We start from the raw sequence: 17,937 nt of genomic DNA, 5'->3' as shown, positions 1-17,937 counted from the left end.
TATCCTGGCGTTTCTGCGGGCAAAGAAAAAGCGCGCTCGCTAAACTGATTATTCAATATTGTGAACAATCCAACATGAAAGAGATGAAAACGGACGCGCTCTGGATGCATCTGCACTGGCTGCTGGTGCTGGCGGAGCAGGGCAGCTTTACCCGCGCGGCGGAGCGGCTCGACGTCAGCAAAGCGGCGATGAGCCAGAAGATCAAAGAGCTGGAGAAGGCGGCGGGAACAGCGCTGGTGCAGCGCACTACGCGCAGCGTTCGGCTGACGGCGGCCGGGGAAAAGCTGGTGGAAGAGCTGCGAGACCCCTTCGCGCGTATTGAGCAGAGCTTTTTCGGCGTGCGCGACGCCGCCGGGCCGGTGCGCGGTCTGGTCAGAGTTACCGCGCCGGTCGCCTTTGCCCGCCAGCAGCTGGTGCCAATCGTCGGGGATTTTCTGCGCGCTTACCCGCAGATTCGACTGCAGCTCGACGTGACGGACCGCATCGTCTCGCTCAGCAGCGAAGGGTTCGACCTGGCGATTCGCCACAGCAGCGCGCTGCCGGAAACGCACGTCGCGCTGCCGCTGTGCGAAACGCGCACCCTGCTGGTGGCCTCGCCGGACTATCTTGCGGCGCACGGCGCGCCGCAGACCCCGCACCAGCTGACGCAGCACAACTGCTTATACTACCCGCGCGGCGTGGAAACCCCGCGCTGGACCTTCGCCGACGCAGAGCAGGAAGAGCGGGTGCAGGTACGGGTGCAGGGCAGCTTCGCCACCAACAACAGCGAGTCGATACGCGATGCGGCGCTACAGGGGCTGGGCATCGCCATGCTGCCGGACTTTAGCGCCAGCGAGGCGCTCGCCTCCGGCGCGCTACAGCAGGTACTGCCGCGCTGGCGAGCCGTTGAGGCGTTTGCGGAGAAGCTGTGGATCGTCAGGCCTTACGCCGCGCAGGTGCCGCGCGCGGTAACGACCTTTACGCACTGGCTACGCGCGCGCTTTGTCGGCGCCTGAAGGCAACGCCAGCGTCGGGCGCACGGGTGTCAGCATCATCTCGCCCAGCAGACTGGCGCGGTTATAGAGGCCAATGCGCAGGTTAAAGTCGAGATGCAGCCGTTCGTCGCCGCTCAGCCTGATCACCGGCGGCGGCGTTTGCGGCCGCTGATGGAACAGCACCGAGCAGGCGAACGCATCGCTGTTGCCGGCGTGCAGCCGCTGATAAAACCAGGCGTTGGCCTCCGCTTTGCGTAAATGGAGATTCACGCGGCGGTACTCTTTGACCGCCACCTGCTGTGCCAGCGATAACAGCGCCTGCGCTGGATGATGGATTTTCTGCACGATAAGCGGATAGTCGTCGCGCTTCTTCAGCTCGTTAATATAGTTCTGCGCGCCGAGGTTTTTAATCGGTGCCAGCTGCTTCAGCCATTCGCGAATAAAGGCGTTGCCTGGCGCGGCGGCGATAAACCAGCTTTCGATAACCGGCGACAGAAAATTAAGCGTGCAGCTTTCACGATAATAGCCAATAACGTCCATCGGCTTATCCTGCTGCGTCTGATGGACCCAGTCGAGCTTCTCAAATAACAGCGTGCCGCAGTCGATGCCGATGCCGCCGAAGCGGTGGAGCAGCTCCAGCCGGATAATTTCGCTTTTATGCCTCGGCGTCAGGTCGGCGGAAATAAACTCCATATCCGGCAGCCACTGCGCCAGCGTGCTCTGCGTCACCAGATGCAGCGTATGGTCGGGATTATCCTGACGCAGCTGGTTGATATTCAGGCGCAGAGAGAGCGGCAGCTGATCCTCATGCCAGTACATCCAGATGGTTTTCGGGATCTCCGCAGGGGCCTTCTCCGCCGACAGGATCACCAGGTTCTCCTCCTGGCTGGCGTCATATTCCGGCGCGGTAAGGGCGCTGTGCTTTTTCTTCTGCCACAGCATTTGACTGCTGAAAGAGACGCGTTTCCAGTTGCGCCAGAGCGTATGTGCAGGATGTCGACGGTGTTGATTCATGATGCACCTGTTATTGTGATGACTGTCGCGGATATTTCCCCGGTGAGGCGCAGCGCAGAACGCGCATTGGTTTCCTCACGGTTGTGTATAAAATCTCTTCACCGATTTAATAAAGCATTATTTATATGCGCGCTACGTCTTTTGCTGAATTTCAGATAAACCGGAAAGCGACAGAGGTATTTGTCGCTTACCGTTTCCCGTCTGCCTTATATTTAAATAACGCGCTTATTTTTATTTTTTACCGGGCGGCTAAAGAAATTCCTGGTTTTTACCTGTGCGCTCCAGCAACAGAAGGCGCTGGCCCATTATTTAAGCGCGCGTTGGGCTTATTCAGGTTGTTTAATCATGCTGATGTTTTTCTGCGGTCATGATGGCATAACAGCGGTTGTCTACGCTTAAGGAAGGCTTACTGAGAAAGGAGTGGCTATGTCTGAACCAACCCGTGGGTTGCTGGCGGTCGACAAGCAGGGCAACCGCGTGCTGTTTCTTAATCCTGAGACCTTCGCTGTCGAGCGCGAACTCAACGCTTTCCCGCCGCGCCCGCATGAGCTGCTGATGCTGACCGCCTTGAAAAAAGCCTATGTGCCCATCTACGGCGACGGTATCCACGGCGACAATCCGCATCCGGGTCATAAAGTGGCGGTGATCGATCTGGCGAAGCGCGAAATTAGCGGCTTTATCGATCTGTCGCCGCTGCGCGCGCCGCACAGCGGTCAGCTGGGGCGCGACGGCAAGGTATACCTCTGCTGCGAAAACAGCGCGGCGGTCGCGGTAATCGATCCGGTGAGCGATCGGGTAGAGAAAACCATTCCCCTGCCTTCGCATAACGCCCACCGCCTGACGCTGTCGCCCAGCGGGCGCAAGCTGTTTACCGAAAATGAGGAAGATGCCAGCATTACCGTAGTGGATCTGTGCGAAGCGGAAGGGCGGGTTATCGATACTATTCTGCTGCCCGGACCCATCGCCGGGATCGCGGCGTCGCCGAAGCATCCCTATCTGGTAGCCAGCGCGGCGGATGCGACTTATCTTTACGTTATCGATCGTCAGAGCCATCGCGTGCGCCAGCGTCTGGCGCTGCCGGGACATAAAAAGCCCTGTCAGGTGGTGCGGTTCAGCGCGGACGGCGAGCGGCTGGTGGCGATAGGCGATGAGGAGCCGGTGATTACCCTGTTCGACGATCTGCTCAATCCGCTGGGCGATATCACGGTAGGGAATAAACCGATGGATGGCTGCTTTAGCCCGGATAATCAGCAGCTGCTGATCGCTAACGAAGGCGACGGCACGCTGAGCGTGATCGATCTGGCGACGGCCCGCGTCATCGCCACGCCGCGCGTCGGCACTGGCTGCGAAGTGCTGAGCTTTTTCGATCTGGTCAGATAAAAGGGCGGTGATAGATCGCGGAACTCCAGTGGCGGCTGCTGGCATGCTTTTCCGCCTGCCAGCCGCGCTTACGCAGCTCCCGCGCAATCATTTTATTCATCAGGCCGTGGCCGAGCAGCAGCACCGTACCCTGTTCCGAGAGCGCGATCAGCCTGTCGGCGGCGCGTGCGGCGCGCTGGCGCGCCAGAAGCAGCGACTCGCTTTCGCCTGCGTAGCCGCACAGCCACAGCATACGCAGCAGCGCCAGCCAGAGCAGCGTGGGTAGTTCAAGGCGCTGCGCGGCAATCAGCGGAACGGAAACTTCGCTGAACAGCGCATCAACATGGACCGGCTGCAGGCCCAGACGCGCCAGCGAAGAGCGCGCGCGCGGCAGCGGGCTGCAGACGATCACCGACGCCTGACGCGCAATCGCAAGGCTGCGGTCGGGCGGCATATCGCACACCAGCGCCATGTCATACGCCTCGCACCAGTCCGCCAGGCCCTGGGCGCTGAGTCGGCCGCCTGCGCGATGGTCCGGTTTGCCGTGTCGCATCAAGATAATGGTCATAAGCCTCCTGCTTCGCTCTCTCTTAAGACTAATGCAAAGCGGCGCAATGTTAAAATTTGCGCTTTCCAGAAGAAATAAAACGCGCTGTCATCCTCCGGTCATGATTTCAGGCGATAACTCTGTCCGCTGCGGCTGACAGGTTGCCAATGGGTATTATTAAGAGAAAGTGTTACTTGTTTAGCGACAAGAGTTAACCTGCAGGCAGGCGGTAATGGTTAATTTATTGAAAAATAGTAGTAATTTTTCTTTATGCTCTTGCGGTATACTGTGATTCCTGACGCCTATGGCTAAATTTACTTGATTTATCTACGCGCGTAGATAAACTGGCGCCCAGTGATTGCTCGCGGCGGACGATGCGAGAACGGCCCAGAAGGTTTAGTCCTTTGCCTGCTTAATGCGACCGGTGATTAACATCGGCAGAGCACGGCAAAGATAGAGATCCTGACACCAGGGAATCCTTTACTGACCGCGACAAGGGTTAGCCAACCAGTACATCGCCACCCGGGGATATCTGATTGCTATCAGGGCTCGTCCCACGGAAGGGCGTTCACAATCGCTGAAACAGGGAAATGGTATGACGGTACGACACTCCGTTGAGCGTGATTCAACACGTTCGCACTCCGCCGCCGACGAGCGGCTGACCACCTCTTCCGGGCGCAAAGATTTCTGGCGCGCCACCTTATCCTGCTGGCTGGGCACGGCGATGGAGTATGCGGATTTCGCGCTCTACGGCCTGGCGGCGGGCATTATCTTTGGTGACGTCTTTTTCCCGCAGGCGACTCCGGCGATGGCGCTGCTCTCCAGCTTCGCTACCTGGTCGGTCGGTTTTATCGCGCGCCCCATCGGCGCGGTGCTGTTCGGCTGGATTGGCGACCGGAAAGGACGAAAGACGGTGATGGTTATCACCATTATTCTGATGGGCGCTTCTACTACCTTAATCGGCTTAATCCCCAGCTATGCGTCTGTCGGCCTATGGGCGCCCGCCTGTCTGGTGCTGCTGCGTTTTACCCAGGGGCTGGGCGCGGGCGCGGAGCTTTCCGGCGGAACGGTAATGCTTGGCGAATATGCGCCGGTCGAGCGGCGCGGGCTGGTCTCGTCGGTTATCGCCTTAGGCTCCAACAGCGGCACGCTGCTTGCCGCGCTGGTGTGGCTGGCGGTGGTGCAGATGGATCAGGAGAGTTTGCTGGCCTGGGGATGGCGTATTCCGTTTCTCAGCAGCGTGCTGATAGCGCTGGCGGCGCTGTGGATCCGTCGCCATTTGCGCGAAACGCCGGTTTTTGAACGCAGAAAGCAGGAGCTGGAAGCGGAACGCGCCGCCATGCGCGACGGGCAGCCTGTCGCGGATACGCGCGGATTCTGGAGGCGCACCCGCGCCTTCTGGACGCTGGTGGGCCTGCGTATCGGCGAGAACGGCCCTTCCTATCTGGCGCAGGGATTTATGGTCGGCTATGTGGCGAAAGTGCTGATGGTCGATAAGTCGGTGCCGACGACGGCGGTCTTTATCGCCTCGGTGCTGGGATTCGCGGTGATCCCGCTGGCGGGCTGGCTGTCAGATCGCTTTGGTCGACGCATCACCTACCGCGGATTTTGTCTGCTGCTGATGTTTTATGCCTGGCCTGCGTTTTACCTGCTCGACAGCCGCGAGCCCGCGATTGTTATTCCGGTGATTGTCGTGGGTATGGCGCTGGCGTCGCTGGGCATCTACGGCGTGCAGGCTGCGTGGGGCGTTGAGCTGTTCGGCGTCAGACATCGCTACACTAAAATGGCGGTAGCAAAAGAGCTGGGCTCGATTCTCTCGGGCGGCACGGCGCCGCTGCTGGCGGCGGCGATGCTCTCCTGGAGCGGCCACTGGTGGCCGATCGCGGTCTACTTCTCTGCGATGGCGGCCATCGGTTTCTTTACCACCTTTGTCGCGCCGGAAACGCGAGGGCGCGACCTTAATTTGCCGGAAGACGCCATCTAGTGCGGCGTTATCTCTGGCGCACTAACGAGCAGGCCGTGATGATTCACGGCCTTTCGTGTTTACATCGGGAGCGAAAAGCTTGAAACAGCCGTCAGGCAAAGTGACGCGCAGCGACGTCGCAAAACTGGCTGGCACATCGGTTGCGGTGGTCAGCTACGTCATCAATAACGGTCCGCGTCCAGTGGCGGAAAGTACGCGCCAGCGCGTCCTCGACGCCATCCGTCTGACCGGCTATCGCCCCAACGGCGTGGCGCGCGCGCTGGCGTCGGGCAGCACCAAAACCTATGGCCTGATCGTGCCGAATATCGGCAATACCTTCGTCGCCTCCATGGCGCACGTGCTGCTGCAGGCCTCGCTGGATCACGGCCACGTGATGCTGCTTGGCGACGCGGGCGACGACCGGCAGCGCGAGCTGGAGCTGATCCACAGCCTGCTGAACCGCCAGGTCGACGGCCTGTTTTATAACAGCGTCGATCGCCATCCCTATATCGACGTGATTAAGGCCAGCGGCACGCCATTTGTGATGCTGGATCGCGTCGAGCCGCAGCCCGGCGTCAGCATGCTGCGCGTCGATGAGCGACAGGCGGCGTTTCAGGTCACCTCCCACTTGCTCAGCCACGGCTATCAGCAGGTCGGCATCATCAGCGGTCCGCTGGATATGCTTAACGCGCAGGATCGGATTCAGGGCTGGCGCGAGGCGATGGCGGCGCACGCGGTGCCGGTCGATGAATCACAGATTTTTCCCGCCAGCTATACGCGACAGGGCGGTTACGCGGCGGCGCAGCGGATGCTGGCGGGTCCAGGCGCGCCGCGGGCGCTGTTCGCCAGTAACGAAGGTCAGGCGATCGGCGCGATTCGCGCTTTCTCCGAGCGCAATATTCGCGTGCCGCAGGATGTGGCGCTGGTCTGTTTTAACGGCACCGATCAGTCAGCCTTCCATGTCCCGACCTTAACCACCGTGCGCCAGCCGCTGCGTGATATGGCGCGCTGCGCCATCGCCATGCTGCAGAACTGGAACGGCGAAGCGCAGCTTCAGGAATTTCCGCACTACCTTGAAATCGGCGAATCCTGCGGCTGTATGCCGCATAAAGAAAATAACGCGACGACAATATGAAAAGAGTAATTATTGACTGCGATCCGGGCAACGGCATCGCTGGCGCCAATACCGATGATGGCCTGGCGATCGCGCTGGCCCTCGCTTCGCCAGCGCTGTGTGTGGAGCTGATCACTACCGTGGCAGGCAATACGCCGAGCGATATCGGCGCGCAGGTGGCGAAAGATCTGCTGGTGCGCCTTGGCTCGACCATTCCGGTGGTGCAGGGCGCGGCGCAGGCGCTGGCAGAGGATCAGGCGCCCTGGCGAGCAGCGCTCGATAAACGCGTACAGCAGCTTGATATGGTAAAGCTCTGGCAGGGCGTGCGCACGCCTGCGCCGGTGACGGTGGATGGCGACGACGCGGCTGAGGCTATCGGCAGGCTGATTTGCGACAATCCCGGCGAGATCACCCTGGTGGCGATCGGTCCGCTGACCAACGTGGCGCTCGCGATGCAGCGCTACCCGGCAATGGCGGAAGCGGTGGCGGAAATCGTGATTATGGGCGGGGTTTTCGCGCTGGATGACTATATCAAGGACACCAATTTCGGTCTCGATCCTGAAGCGGCGCATCAGGTACTGCACAGCGGCGCGGCCATTACGCTGGCGCCGATGGACGTCACCACCCAGACGCTGCTGACGCATCAGGATCTGGCGCGCATTACCGTCAGCGATCATCCCCTTTCTCACTTTGTGCGCGATACGCTGCGTCCGTGGATCGACTACTCCGTCCGCACCCGCAATCTGCCGGGCAGCTGGATCCACGACGCGCTGGCGGTCGCCTGGCTACTGAATCAGCGCGTGGCGAACGGCACCGACTATCGGGTGGATATTGAGCTTCGTCCCGGCGCAACGCGCGGCAAAAGCTGGCGCTACCGCACGCCGCTGCGCGTTGACGTCGGCATCCCCGCTGACAGCGGCGCGCTGGTGCATGTGCTGCACCACGTCGATAACAGCCTGCTGCTCACGATTATTGAACAGGCCCTCACGCAGCTCAGCCGCTAACCCGCATTAAAACAACCCTGCCCGCGCGGGCAGGGTTGTCGCTTTTTCCTCTTTTCGAGCGGGCCATTTTATCTGCCTGCCCCCACGCTTTTTAAGCGCCTCCCCTCAACCAGCATGAAACCTGCCGACACCCTTAGTTACATCCTGACGTCAGGGATAACAGCTTTTGAACGCGCTAACGTTTAGCAAGGTGGTATAAACAAAATGTTAACAATGTCGTAACCGTTACGGCGGCTGCGCCCCTCTTTTTCGGACGGTTGTCCGATTGGCACTGAAGGATACGTTTATGTTTAACTGGACCCCGACCCAGCGGAATGTGGCGTTTGCCAGCTTCGCCAGCTGGACGCTGGACGCGTTTGACTTCTTTATACTGGTGTTTGTTCTAAGCGACCTCGCGCAATACTTTCATACCTCCGTTTCCGACGTCTCAATCGCCATTATGCTGACGCTGGCGGTGCGCCCGATTGGCGCGCTACTGTTTGGCCGTCTGGCGGAAAAATTTGGCCGTCGGCCGATACTGATGCTCAATATCGTGATGTTTTCGCTGTTTGAGGTGCTCTCTGCCTGGTCGCCGAGCTTTGGCGCCTTTCTCGCGTTTCGCGTCATTTACGGCGTGGCGATGGGCGGTATCTGGGGCGTCGCCTCGTCGCTGGCGATGGAGACCATTCCCGACCGCTCGCGCGGGCTGATGTCCGGCATCTTTCAGGCGGGCTATCCGTGCGGCTATCTGCTGGCGTCTGTGGTCTTCGGGTTGTTTTTCGAAACGGTGGGCTGGCGCGGCATGTTCCTGATCGGCGCGCTGCCGATTTTGCTGCTGCCGTTTATTTACTTCAAGGTGCCGGAGTCGCCGGTCTGGCTGGCGGCGCGCGAACGCCAGGAGAGCAGCGCGCTGCTGCCGATTATTCGCCAGCACTGGAAAATGTGTATCTATATGGTGCTGCTGATGGCCTGCTTTAACTTTTTCAGCCACGGCACCCAGGATCTTTATCCCACCTTCCTGAAAGTGCAGCACCAGTTTGATGCGCACACCGTCAGCATTATCGCCATTAGCTACAATATTGCAGCGATGCTGGGCGGCGTGTTCTTCGGCTCGCTGTCGGAGCGCATTGGCCGTAAAAAAGCGATTATTCTGGCGTCGCTGCTGGCGCTGCCGGTGCTGCCGCTCTGGGCCTTCTCCAGCGGCTCCTGGGCGATTGGGCTGGGGGCGTTTCTGATGCAGTTTATGGTGCAGGGCGCGTGGGGCGTGGTGCCAACCTATCTTACTGAGCTGGTGCCCGCAAACGCGCGCGCGGTGCTGCCGGGTTTTGTTTATCAGCTGGGTAATCTTATCGCCTCGGTCAACGCCACGCTGCAGTCGCGTATCGCCGAGGCGCATAACGGCAACTACGGCCTGGGGATGGCCATTGTTGCAGGTACGGTGGCGGTGCTGATCTCGCTGTTTGTCGCCTTCGGCCGCGAAACGCGCGGCATTGAAATCTCAGGCGCGGTGTCGAAGCCGCCTCATTAAACCGCTTCGCACACGTCTACCCACTGCGCATGCGTCAGTTCGGCCATGCGCTGTGGCGTAATACGCACGGCGCTATGGATGGCGCCGGCTGCGGGCAACACTTCCTCGAAGTGGCGCAGCGACTCATCGCAGTAAACCTTCAGCGGATTCTCCAGCCCGAACGGGCAGACGCCGCCGACCGGATGGCCGGTCCAGTTCACGACCTCATCGACGCTCAGCATGCGCGCTTTCGCGCCCAGCGTCGCTTTTAGCTTGCGGTTATCGAGCCGCGCATCGCCGCGCGTGACAATCAGCACCACTTCATCTTTGACTTTCAGCGACAGGGTTTTCGCTATCTGTCCCGGCGTAACGCCGTGAACGCGCGCAGCCATCTCAACGGTGGCAGTGCTTTGCGCCATCTCGATAATTTCAATCTCAGGTGCGTGTTCGGCGAAAAACTGCCGTACCGACTCCAGGCTCATCTTTTTCTCCATGCAGGTCGAAGGCGTAAAAACTGCCACAAGGCGGAAAAAGTGTAAACGAGAGAAAGAGAGAAATTGCGTCGGGATGCGTATTTATACGCTGAGCGTGCAGTTGCCGCAGCGTTCGACGTCCGGGATGCGGTAGCGCTGACAGCAGCTGCGTCTCACCATCTCGCCGCTGCGCGGCAGCATGGTGCGGTAGAGCGGGTTATCGCTGCCGTCCTGCAGGCGGCTGGTGAAAAAAAGCGTCTGCTCAAGCTGCAAAATGGTTGCCTCATCCAGCAGCGTTTTCAGTTCACCGAGGAACCAGTAGAAGGAGAAACCCATATTGTTCCAGATCAGCCGGGTATTAATGCCGCCGTGCTGGGCGATAGCATTTACCACCGGGATGAGATGCTGCTGGATCAGGCGATCGATACGCTGCGGCGCATTAAGGTAGCGCGCCTCTTCATCTTCATGCGTTGCAATCCAGAAGGCGCAGGGGTGGCCATTCTCGTGGAACTGGACGTGAATATGCTGTGGCGAGCAGTCAAGGGCGCGCGATTCCGCCAGCAGCGCCAGCATCAGCGGCGGTAACAGCAGGCCGAAATACCACTGCGCCCAGAGTGACTGAACCGGCTTCGCCTCCTGAACGGCGTCGGGATGCTGGCGATAAAGGTAATCGCTGTAGCGCTGCGCCAGCGTGGGGAAATGGTCAGGGCGAGCCCAGTCGGCCAGCGTCAGGGCGTCGGAAGGGGCGGCTTCATCAAGGTGAATGCTGTCCAGCATATAGCTGTGCTGCTCATGCATCAGATCGCGCAGGGCGCGCGCCAGCGTGCGATCGCGCTGCATAAAGACTGGCTGAGCGTGCTGAAAGCGTTGAGAGTGCTGCCTGATGATCGCCATGCTGAGTAACGCGTCCTGGAAGCAGAGAAGAAAGAATGATAATCGTTCTTAGTCCTATTCACAAGATGGCTGTTTTGATTGCGCGTCAGGAAAAAGCAGGGCGGGTGAAGGGGAAAACCGGCACGGCGGAAAGCGCAGGATAAGCGGCGAGGCTCAGCGACTACCGGGCATCGCCGCTAAGATTGAGCGAAGATTAAAGCGCTTCGCCGCTGACAGTCAGCGTTTTAGGCAACTCTTCCCAGGCGAGAATCGTATTGCGGCCCTGATTTTTAGCGACGTAAAGCGCGCGGTCAGCATTCGCGACCGCCTGATCGAATTCATCGTCAAATATCGGCGCGATACCGGCGCTGACGGTGACATGCGTGGAGACCTTTTCGTTGAAGCGATGAGGGATCTCCAGATCCAGCACGTACTGACGGATTCGCTCCGCCAGCTTCATGGCGATAGACGCGTTAACGTTGGTCATCAACACCAGAAACTCTTCACCACCGTAACGCACCACCACATCGCGTGAACGGACGGCGTCGCGGATCGCCACCGATACGCGCGCCAGCGCCTGATCGCCCATGGCGTGGCCGTAATTGTCGTTGTACGCCTTGAAGTGGTCGATATCCAGCAGCAGGACGAAGTGGCTGCCCGCGTGGTTTTCCAGAATATTGTCCAGCCGGTTTTTCAGGCCGCGCCGGTTATAGAGGCCGGTGAGCGGGTCCAGCATGCTGAGATCGCTGAAGGTCTCTTTCTCTTCGTAAAGCTGGCGCATCAGGCGGCGGGTAAAATGGTCGACGCGACGGCGCATCAGATGTTGCAGAGAAAAGCCGATCAGCGGCAGGGAGATCGTCAGCAGCAGCATCGCCAGATGTTCGCCATTATCCAGCAGCAGCACCGTTATCACCGGCGGGCAGATATGCAGACAAAATGCCAGCAGGTAATCACTCAGGGCGATGGCGCTGATAAAAAAAACGCTGAGCAGGCTGATAATCAGAAAATTGCCGTCAAAAAAGAATACCTGATGGTATTTCAGGTAAATATGCCAGGCCCAAAGCGCGCCAAGCAGCAAAGCGACAGGATTTAATAAAGGTAATTTTAGTTTTGGCCTGATTAAACAACAAATTAATGTCGTTGCGCTAAAAAGAGCGACAGTAATAACCGGAAAAGGCCATTCCCCTGTCGGGCTGCCGGTAAAAGGGATCAGGCAAAAAAGCGATACGGCGACATTTAAAAACAGGAAAAGCATCAGCGACAGCCGATATTTACTGTGTTTCAACTCATCGTAAGATTGTAATTTCATTATTAATACTCGAAACGGCCCTGAAATATCAAAGCGCATTCCGGCGAGAATAAATTCTTTTGCCGGAAAATGAGCAAATTTGCTGTGTTATGAAAAGTGTTATCGGCCGCAATCTAGCATTTTCCAACTGGTCTGTCATCTTCGGCCAGAGGGCGAAAAAAACAGGCTGCAAGATAAGAATTATTACATTATGATAATGGTAATTATTATCATCTGAGGTCAGCGCGATGTTAATGGCAGTGTTCGCCGCCTGCGGCTTGTGGGGAGTTAGCTGGATGATGGGGAAGAGACTCGACAGCGCCTGGGGCGTGCTGTTGCCCTGCGCGGCGATGCCATGCTTTGCTCTCTGGGAGCCGAGCTTTAGCCAGTGGCGTATTGTGATGATCGTGGCGCTGCTGCTGACGGTGGTTATGCTGTTTCATAGTCGGCTGCGTCACTATCTGCTGCTGCCTTCGTGCCTGGCGTTAGCGGGCGGACTCGCGGCTGTCGCAGTGAATTTTCATGGGGTTTGAAAAGGAGAGGCAAAACAGGGAGGTGAAGCAGGGAAGGACAACTCTGGTGCGAAGAGAGGGACTTGAACCCTCACGTCCGTTAAGACACTAACACCTGAAGCTAGCGCGTCTACCAATTCCGCCACCTTCGCGCAGTGCGATGCGAGATGAAAATCGTGGTTGTTGGTGCGAAGAGAGGGACTTGAACCCTCACGTCCGTTAAGACACTAACACCTGAAGCTAGCGCGTCTACCAATTCCGCCACCTTCGCGCAGTGCGATGCGAGATGAAAATCGTGGTTGTTGGTGCGAAGAGAGGGACTTGAACCCTCACGTCCGTTAAGACACTAACACCTGAAGCTAGCGCGTCTACCAATTCCGCCACCTTCGCGCAGTGCGATGCGAGATGAAAATCGTGGTTGTTGGTGCGAAGAGAGGGACTTGAACCCTCACGTCCGTTAAGACACTAACACCTGAAGCTAGCGCGTCTACCAATTCCGCCACCTTCGCGTACCAGCAATACATGACAGTATTGCAACCACGGAGGCGCATTCTAGAGATTTTACACCCGGCGTCAACAGATATTTCGCGACGGCGAATCGACTGCTGTAAAAAGCAACGTTTTCACCGTCGCCTCTCTTTAGCGCGCTCGGGCGCCGCGGCCGTAAACGGCGCGGTAGACCTTAAAGCGACCGTTTTGCGCCAGCACTTCATGGCTGCCGAAGGTCTCATCCAGCACCTGCGGGTAGGGCAGGAAGGCGTTGGCAACAATACGCAGTTCGCCGCCGGTGTTGAGGTGCTTCACCGCGCCGCGGATCAGGGTCTGCGCCGCATCCAGGCTGGTCTCGCGTCCTTCGTGGAACGGCGGGTTAGAGAGGATCAGATCGAAGCGGCCGGTCACGTCGGAGAAGACGTTGCTGGGGAAAACGTCACCCTCGAAGCCGTTGATCGCCAGCGTCGCCTTGCTTGATTCAATCGCCGCGGCGTGCACGTCGCACAGGGTCAGGCGCACCTTCGGCGAATGGTTCGCCAGCACTGCTGAGAGCACGCCCGCGCCGCAGCCGATATCCAGCACCTTGCCTTTGGTGTGCGGCTTCAGGGTAGTGAGCAGCAGCGCGCTGCCGATATCGAGGTCGTCGCGGCTAAAGACGCCAGGCAGCGTGCAGATGGTCAGCGGATCGAGATCGTAGCTGTCGCGGAAGCTCTCGGCGTCAAACGTCGGCTGGCTTTCCAGACGACCGTGATAGAATCCGCAGCGGCGCGCGCTGTCGATTTTTTCCAGCGTCGCCCACTCCTCAACCATGCCTTCGGCGCTGCGCACGCCGCTGCGGTTTTCGCCCACGACGAAAATGTCGCAGCCCAGCGGCAGCAGCGATAACAGGTTCATCAGCTGGAACAGCGCTTCTGGCTTGTTTTTCGGCCAGTAGTAGACCAGCGTGTCGCAGCCTTCAACGTCTTCCTGCGTTGCCACCAGACCGTAACGCGCCCGTTCGCCCAGCAGGCGACTCAGGTTTTGCCAGTGATGATACTGCTGGGTATGCACGCGCGACGAGGCGGTCTCCAGCTGAGCGGGCAGGTCATCCTGCATATCGCCAGCGAACAAGACATGGCGGGCGGTAAATTCATCACTGTGGCGCAGTATGACTTCGCTGGCCGGGGTAAAAGCAGACATGAAAGGCTCCTGTTAGATCAGAGCGGCGATTATAGTGGTTTGTTGGCGCATGTTCGATGGGTTTGCTAGCATAGCGTCGCATTCCGGCAGCACATCAAGGGTAAAACATGACGTCCAGGCGCGACTGGCTGTTACAGCAAATGGGAATTACGCAGTATCAACTGCGACGCCCGCGCGTGCTTCAGGGCGAAATCGCGGTACGGCTGACGCCTGGCACCAGGCTGATTATCGTCGCCGACGTCGTACCCAGCCTGCACGAGCCGCTGGTGCGCGACGTTTTGCACGCGCTCGGCCTGCAGCCCGCCCAGGTGATGACGCTGACGCTCGATCAGCTGCAGATGCTGCCCGAATCGCTCGACTGCGCGGGCTGGCTGATCGGCATCGACGGGCCGCATCCCTTTAGCGGCGTCGCGCTCCGCTCAGCCTCTTTAAATGAACTCTCCAGCAGCGGTGCGGCGAAACGCGCGCTCTGGCAACAGATGTGTAACCATGACAGCGATCTCTTTCCTCACCCCTGAGGACAACGCCCAGGCTTTTGCTATTGAGTGCCGCAGCCACGCTTTTCCGTGGCGCGAACAGACGTTCGCCAGCAATCAGGGCGAGCGTTTTCTTAACTATCGCCTCGATGTCGATGGCGTTATGGCTGCCTTTGCCATCACTCAGGTGGTGCTGGATGAGGCGTCGCTGTTCAATATCGCCGTCGATCCCGCTTTCCAGCGCCGCGGCTACGGTCGCCAGCTGCTGCAGCATCTTATCGCCGAGCTGGAGAAGCGCGAGGTGATGACGCTGTGGCTGGAAGTGCGCGCCTCTAACCATCCTGCTATCGCCCTGTACGAGCAGCTCGACTTTCATCAGGTGAGCCGCCGCCCCAACTACTATCCCACCGCCAGCGGACGTGAAGACGCCATTATTATGGCGCTGACGCTGTAGGCTTTAAGGAGCTGTAATGTTAAAAGACTGGGATTGCATCCTGTTTGATGCCGATGACACCCTTTTCCATTTTGATGCCTTCGCCGGTTTGCAGCGTCTCTTCGCCGGTTACGACGTTCAGTTCACCGATCAGGATTACGCCGACTACCAGGCGATCAACAAGCCGCTGTGGGTCGATTACCAGAACGGCGCGATCTCCGCGCTGCAGCTGCAGACGCGTCGCTTTAACGGCTGGGCGGAAAAGCTGAGCGTGGCGCCTGATGTGCTCAACAGCGGCTTTCTGAGCGCCATGTCGGAGATCTGTATGCCGCTGGAGGGCGCGGTCAGCCTGATGCACGCGCTGCACAATAAGGTGCCGATGGGCATTATCACCAACGGCTTTACCGCGCTGCAGCAGGCGCGTCTTGAGCGCACCGGTTTTCACGACTACTTCTCAGCGCTGGTGATCTCTGAACAGGTTGGGGTGCCTAAGCCGGACGCCGCCATTTTCGACTACGCGCTGGAGAAGATGGGCAACCCGGATCGCAGCCGCGTGCTGATGGTAGGCGATACGCCGGAGTCAGATATTCTCGGCGGTATGAATGCTGGCGTGAAAACCTGCTGGATCGATCACGGCACGCGCCCGCTGCCTGCGCATATCCATCCGACCTGGACGGTGACGTCGCTGGGCGAACTGAAGGCGCTGCTGCTCGCCTGAGTATCTATTCATAAATCGGTCAGCTTTATCGCTAAGAAGCCCGTATAGCGGGCTTTTTTTCATTCAGAATCGATTCACGAATCTATTCATGATAAGCGAGAGTCGGTATGGACGGGCAAAGCAGTGACGGGATATCGCCTTCATGAACTTACCAACGTGCATCTTGAAAGCATACTATTTGACCGCATGTAGGTTGCACCTGGCGGTAAATAGCGTGACGGGAGAGGCGAAGCGGGCGTTTCCGTCTACAGAAAGCATTCCGCAGGCGCAGGGCGCATCTTACTTAAGGCGCAGGATCTTTTTTCTCGCCCTCGTCGTCGCGATCCTCTTTAACCGGCGTGCTGGCGGTCAACAGAAACGGCGACTGCTGCCAGCGGGTGCGGCGATCGCGCAGCAGGGTACGGGTCAGAATAATGCCGATCGCCAGCGCCAGCAGCATCATCAGACGCAGAATATTGGTGGTGTTGTCGACCTGACGCGATTCGGTAACCAGCACGTGGGTATCCAGCGTGACGCGCAGAAAGCCGAGCGGGCCGTCGCTGTTGCCGAGCGGCTCCACCAGCTGGTGATTGAAGTAGCTGCCAGCGCGCTTGCCATCGAGCGCCAGGCGGTCGCGGACGTTGATGTTTTCGCCGCTGTGCGCCACCAGGCTGCCGTCGTCGGCATAGACAGAGGCGTCGAGAATACGGCTGTTGGTGGTCATCTGGTTGAGGATGGCTTCGATCTGACCGCGGTTATCGTCGCTGTTGTCCATCAGCGGCGACAGGCTAAAGGCGACCTGCTTCGTCAGGGTCTGCGCCAGTTCTTCGACCTGCTCGGAACGCGCCATCTGATGGCCGAGGCTGAACCATGAGGCGCCCTGCATCAGGACGACCAACAGCGCCAGCGAGATCAGCACAATCACCGTGCGATGTAAGCGAAATTTCAGTGCCCTTTTAGCCATCAATAACCTGTGTCACGTCACAACAGAAACCAGGAGATTATGTTGCCAGAAGCGGCGCAGACAAGGTAGCCTCTTGCGTGGTTTTGTTGTCCCCCTACAGGAGCTCTGATGCCGAACCGTCTTACCTGGTGCGATTTGCCCGCCGAACTCTCCGAATGGCCGGGTTTACCTCTTTCCCTTAGCGGCGATGAAGTGATGCCGCTGGACTACCGTGCCGGTCGGACCGGCTGGCTGCTGTATGGTCGCGAACTGAATAAACAGCAGCTCACCGACTATCAGCACCAGTTAGGCGCGGCGATGGTGATCGTCAGCGCCTGGCGCGTCGATGAGTATCAGGTGGTGCGACTGGCAGGCTCCCTGACGCCGCGCGCCACGAAGCTGGCGCATGACAACGGCCTCGACGTCGCGCCGCTCGGCAAGATCCCGCATCTGAAAACGCCAGGCCTGCTGGTAATGGACATGGACTCCACCGCGATTCAGATCGAGTGCATCGACGAGATCGCCAAACTGGCGGGCAGCGGCGAGCTGGTGGCGGAAGTGACCGAACGCGCGATGCGCGGCGAACTGGACTTCGCTGCCAGCCTGCGCCAGCGCGTAGCGACGCTGAAAGGCGCCGACGCCAATATCCTGAAGCAGGTGCGCGACGCGCTGCCGCTGATGCCGGGCCTGACCGAGCTGGTGCAGAAGCTGCAGGCGCTGGGATGGCAGGTCGCCATCGCCTCCGGCGGTTTTACCTATTTTGCGGAATACCTGCGCGACACGCTGCATCTGGCGCACGTCGCCGCCAATGAACTGGAGATGCGCGACGGCAAGCTGACCGGCGAGGTGCAGGGACAGATTGTCGATGCGCAATACAAAGCCGACACCCTGAAGAAACTGGCGCAGCGTTTTGATATCGCGCCGGAGCAAACTGTCGCTATCGGCGACGGCGCCAACGACCTGCCGATGATAAAGGCCGCGGCGCTGGGTATCGCTTATCATGCTAAACCAAAAGTGAATGAGCAGACGCAAGTGACTATCCGTCACGCCGATCTGATGGGCGTATTTTGCATCCTCAGCGGCAGCCTGATTCACGAAGAGCGTTAGAGG

At 58.9% G+C, this 17,937-nt stretch carries 19 protein-coding genes and 4 tRNA genes; 12 read left to right on the top strand and 11 right to left on the bottom strand.

The annotated features are described in order from the left end of the window. Positions 1-74: 74 nt before the first annotated feature. Complete coding sequence (locus EKL29_RS05355) at positions 75-995, top strand: LysR family transcriptional regulator (protein WP_120455560.1); 921 nt, start codon at positions 75-77, stop codon at positions 993-995. Here the strand turns inward: EKL29_RS05355 and EKL29_RS05350 are convergent. Continuing rightward, positions 969-1,988: a glycosyltransferase family 32 protein gene (locus EKL29_RS05350; protein ID WP_126689060.1), complete on the bottom strand. Its 1,020-nt coding sequence runs from the start codon at positions 1,986-1,988 to the stop codon at positions 969-971. The two genes, EKL29_RS05355 and EKL29_RS05350, sit on opposite strands and share 27 nt — an antisense overlap. Before the next feature lie 125 nt (positions 1,989-2,113). Here EKL29_RS05350 and EKL29_RS05345 point away from each other — a divergent pair, with 125 nt between their 5' ends. Together EKL29_RS05345 and EKL29_RS05340 are read left to right on the top strand one after the other, a co-directional pair. Beyond that, on the top strand, positions 2,114-2,359 hold the full coding sequence (locus EKL29_RS05345) for a hypothetical protein (RefSeq protein ID WP_126689059.1): 246 nt from the start codon (positions 2,114-2,116) through the stop codon (positions 2,357-2,359). A 55-nt stretch (positions 2,360-2,414) separates the two neighbouring features. Beyond that, on the top strand, positions 2,415-3,368 hold the full coding sequence (locus EKL29_RS05340) for a WD40 repeat domain-containing protein (protein WP_126689058.1): 954 nt from the start codon (positions 2,415-2,417) through the stop codon (positions 3,366-3,368). On the opposite strand, the gene EKL29_RS05335 is transcribed toward EKL29_RS05340, so the two are convergent. Then, a complete protein-coding gene (locus tag EKL29_RS05335) occupies positions 3,361-3,915 on the bottom strand; it encodes a histidine phosphatase family protein (RefSeq protein ID WP_120455566.1) in 555 nt (184 codons plus the stop codon). The genes EKL29_RS05340 and EKL29_RS05335 overlap by 8 nt on opposite strands. A 574-nt stretch (positions 3,916-4,489) precedes the next feature. Here EKL29_RS05335 and EKL29_RS05330 point away from each other — a divergent pair. From EKL29_RS05330 to EKL29_RS05315, 4 genes are all read left to right on the top strand, one after another. Then, positions 4,490-5,878 (top strand): MFS transporter, encoded by a 1,389-nt coding sequence (locus EKL29_RS05330; protein ID WP_126689057.1) that lies wholly within the window; start codon positions 4,490-4,492, stop codon positions 5,876-5,878. 79 nt (positions 5,879-5,957) lie between these two features. Beyond that, complete coding sequence (locus EKL29_RS05325) at positions 5,958-6,992, top strand: LacI family DNA-binding transcriptional regulator (protein ID WP_126689056.1); 1,035 nt, start codon at positions 5,958-5,960, stop codon at positions 6,990-6,992. Continuing rightward, positions 6,989-7,975 (top strand): nucleoside hydrolase, encoded by a 987-nt coding sequence (locus tag EKL29_RS05320; protein WP_126689055.1) that lies wholly within the window; start codon positions 6,989-6,991, stop codon positions 7,973-7,975. The genes EKL29_RS05325 and EKL29_RS05320 overlap by 4 nt, the downstream gene beginning before the upstream one ends. Before the next feature lie 286 nt (positions 7,976-8,261). Continuing rightward, the gene (locus tag EKL29_RS05315; protein ID WP_120455574.1) at positions 8,262-9,482 is read left to right on the top strand and encodes an MFS transporter; all 1,221 of its coding nucleotides are present in this window, start codon (positions 8,262-8,264) and stop codon (positions 9,480-9,482) included. Here the strand turns inward: EKL29_RS05315 and EKL29_RS05310 are convergent. The 3 genes from EKL29_RS05310 to EKL29_RS05300 form a co-directional block, all read right to left on the bottom strand. Then, positions 9,479-9,943, bottom strand: coding sequence for a YbaK/EbsC family protein (locus EKL29_RS05310; protein WP_120455576.1), 465 nt, complete (start codon positions 9,941-9,943; stop codon positions 9,479-9,481). The genes EKL29_RS05315 and EKL29_RS05310 overlap by 4 nt on opposite strands. 93 nt (positions 9,944-10,036) lie before the next feature. Then, entirely contained in the window at positions 10,037-10,828 is a 792-nt protein-coding gene (gene fhuF / locus EKL29_RS05305; protein WP_126689054.1) for a siderophore-iron reductase FhuF, read from the bottom strand. A gap of 193 nt (positions 10,829-11,021) precedes the next feature. After that, on the bottom strand, positions 11,022-12,116 hold the full coding sequence (locus EKL29_RS05300) for a diguanylate cyclase (protein ID WP_120455580.1): 1,095 nt from the start codon (positions 12,114-12,116) through the stop codon (positions 11,022-11,024). A gap of 227 nt (positions 12,117-12,343) precedes the next feature. Between EKL29_RS05300 and EKL29_RS05295 the strand changes: the two genes are divergently transcribed. After that, complete coding sequence (locus EKL29_RS05295) at positions 12,344-12,628, top strand: DUF1435 domain-containing protein (RefSeq protein WP_120455582.1); 285 nt, start codon at positions 12,344-12,346, stop codon at positions 12,626-12,628. 44 nt (positions 12,629-12,672) lie between these two features. On the opposite strand, the gene EKL29_RS05290 is transcribed toward EKL29_RS05295, so the two are convergent. From EKL29_RS05290 to rsmC, 5 genes are all read right to left on the bottom strand, one after another. Next, positions 12,673-12,759: transfer RNA gene (locus EKL29_RS05290), tRNA-Leu, on the bottom strand. Positions 12,760-12,791: 32 nt separating this feature from the next. Next, a tRNA-Leu gene (locus EKL29_RS05285) sits at positions 12,792-12,878 on the bottom strand. 32 nt (positions 12,879-12,910) lie between these two features. Continuing rightward, positions 12,911-12,997 (bottom strand) — tRNA-Leu (locus tag EKL29_RS05280). A 32-nt stretch (positions 12,998-13,029) separates the two neighbouring features. After that, positions 13,030-13,116 (bottom strand) — tRNA-Leu (locus EKL29_RS05275). Between the two features lie 130 nt (positions 13,117-13,246). Continuing rightward, on the bottom strand, positions 13,247-14,278 hold the full coding sequence (rsmC, locus tag EKL29_RS05270; protein ID WP_120455584.1) for a 16S rRNA (guanine(1207)-N(2))-methyltransferase RsmC: 1,032 nt from the start codon (positions 14,276-14,278) through the stop codon (positions 13,247-13,249). Between the two features lie 107 nt (positions 14,279-14,385). Here rsmC and EKL29_RS05265 point away from each other — a divergent pair, with 107 nt between their 5' ends. The 3 genes from EKL29_RS05265 to yjjG are packed head-to-tail and all read left to right on the top strand — an operon-like array spanning position 14,386 to position 15,905. Beyond that, positions 14,386-14,796: a DNA polymerase III subunit psi gene (locus tag EKL29_RS05265; protein ID WP_126689053.1), complete on the top strand. Its 411-nt coding sequence runs from the start codon at positions 14,386-14,388 to the stop codon at positions 14,794-14,796. Next, the gene (gene rimI, locus EKL29_RS05260) at positions 14,768-15,208 is read left to right on the top strand and encodes a ribosomal protein S18-alanine N-acetyltransferase (RefSeq protein WP_120455588.1); all 441 of its coding nucleotides are present in this window, start codon (positions 14,768-14,770) and stop codon (positions 15,206-15,208) included. The genes EKL29_RS05265 and rimI overlap by 29 nt, the downstream gene beginning before the upstream one ends. Before the next feature lie 16 nt (positions 15,209-15,224). After that, on the top strand, positions 15,225-15,905 hold the full coding sequence (yjjG, locus tag EKL29_RS05255) for a pyrimidine 5'-nucleotidase (RefSeq protein ID WP_120455589.1): 681 nt from the start codon (positions 15,225-15,227) through the stop codon (positions 15,903-15,905). 283 nt (positions 15,906-16,188) lie between these two features. On the opposite strand, the gene EKL29_RS05250 is transcribed toward yjjG, so the two are convergent. Continuing rightward, the gene (locus EKL29_RS05250; RefSeq protein WP_120455591.1) at positions 16,189-16,848 is read right to left on the bottom strand and encodes a YtjB family periplasmic protein; all 660 of its coding nucleotides are present in this window, start codon (positions 16,846-16,848) and stop codon (positions 16,189-16,191) included. Positions 16,849-16,956: 108 nt separating this feature from the next. Here EKL29_RS05250 and serB point away from each other — a divergent pair, with 108 nt between their 5' ends. After that, positions 16,957-17,934 carry a phosphoserine phosphatase gene (serB, locus tag EKL29_RS05245; protein WP_126689052.1) on the top strand — a complete coding sequence of 326 codons (978 nt, stop codon included), beginning with the start codon at positions 16,957-16,959 and terminating at the stop codon, positions 17,932-17,934. The last annotated feature ends 3 nt before the right edge of the window (positions 17,935-17,937 follow it).

It is taken from the genome of Pantoea sp. YU22, from assembly GCF_003970755.1.
Lineage (GTDB): Bacteria > Pseudomonadota > Gammaproteobacteria > Enterobacterales > Enterobacteriaceae > Pantoea > Pantoea piersonii.
The sequence above is the reverse complement of the archived record's forward strand: the minus strand, read 5'-3'. Positions and strand labels throughout refer to the sequence as shown.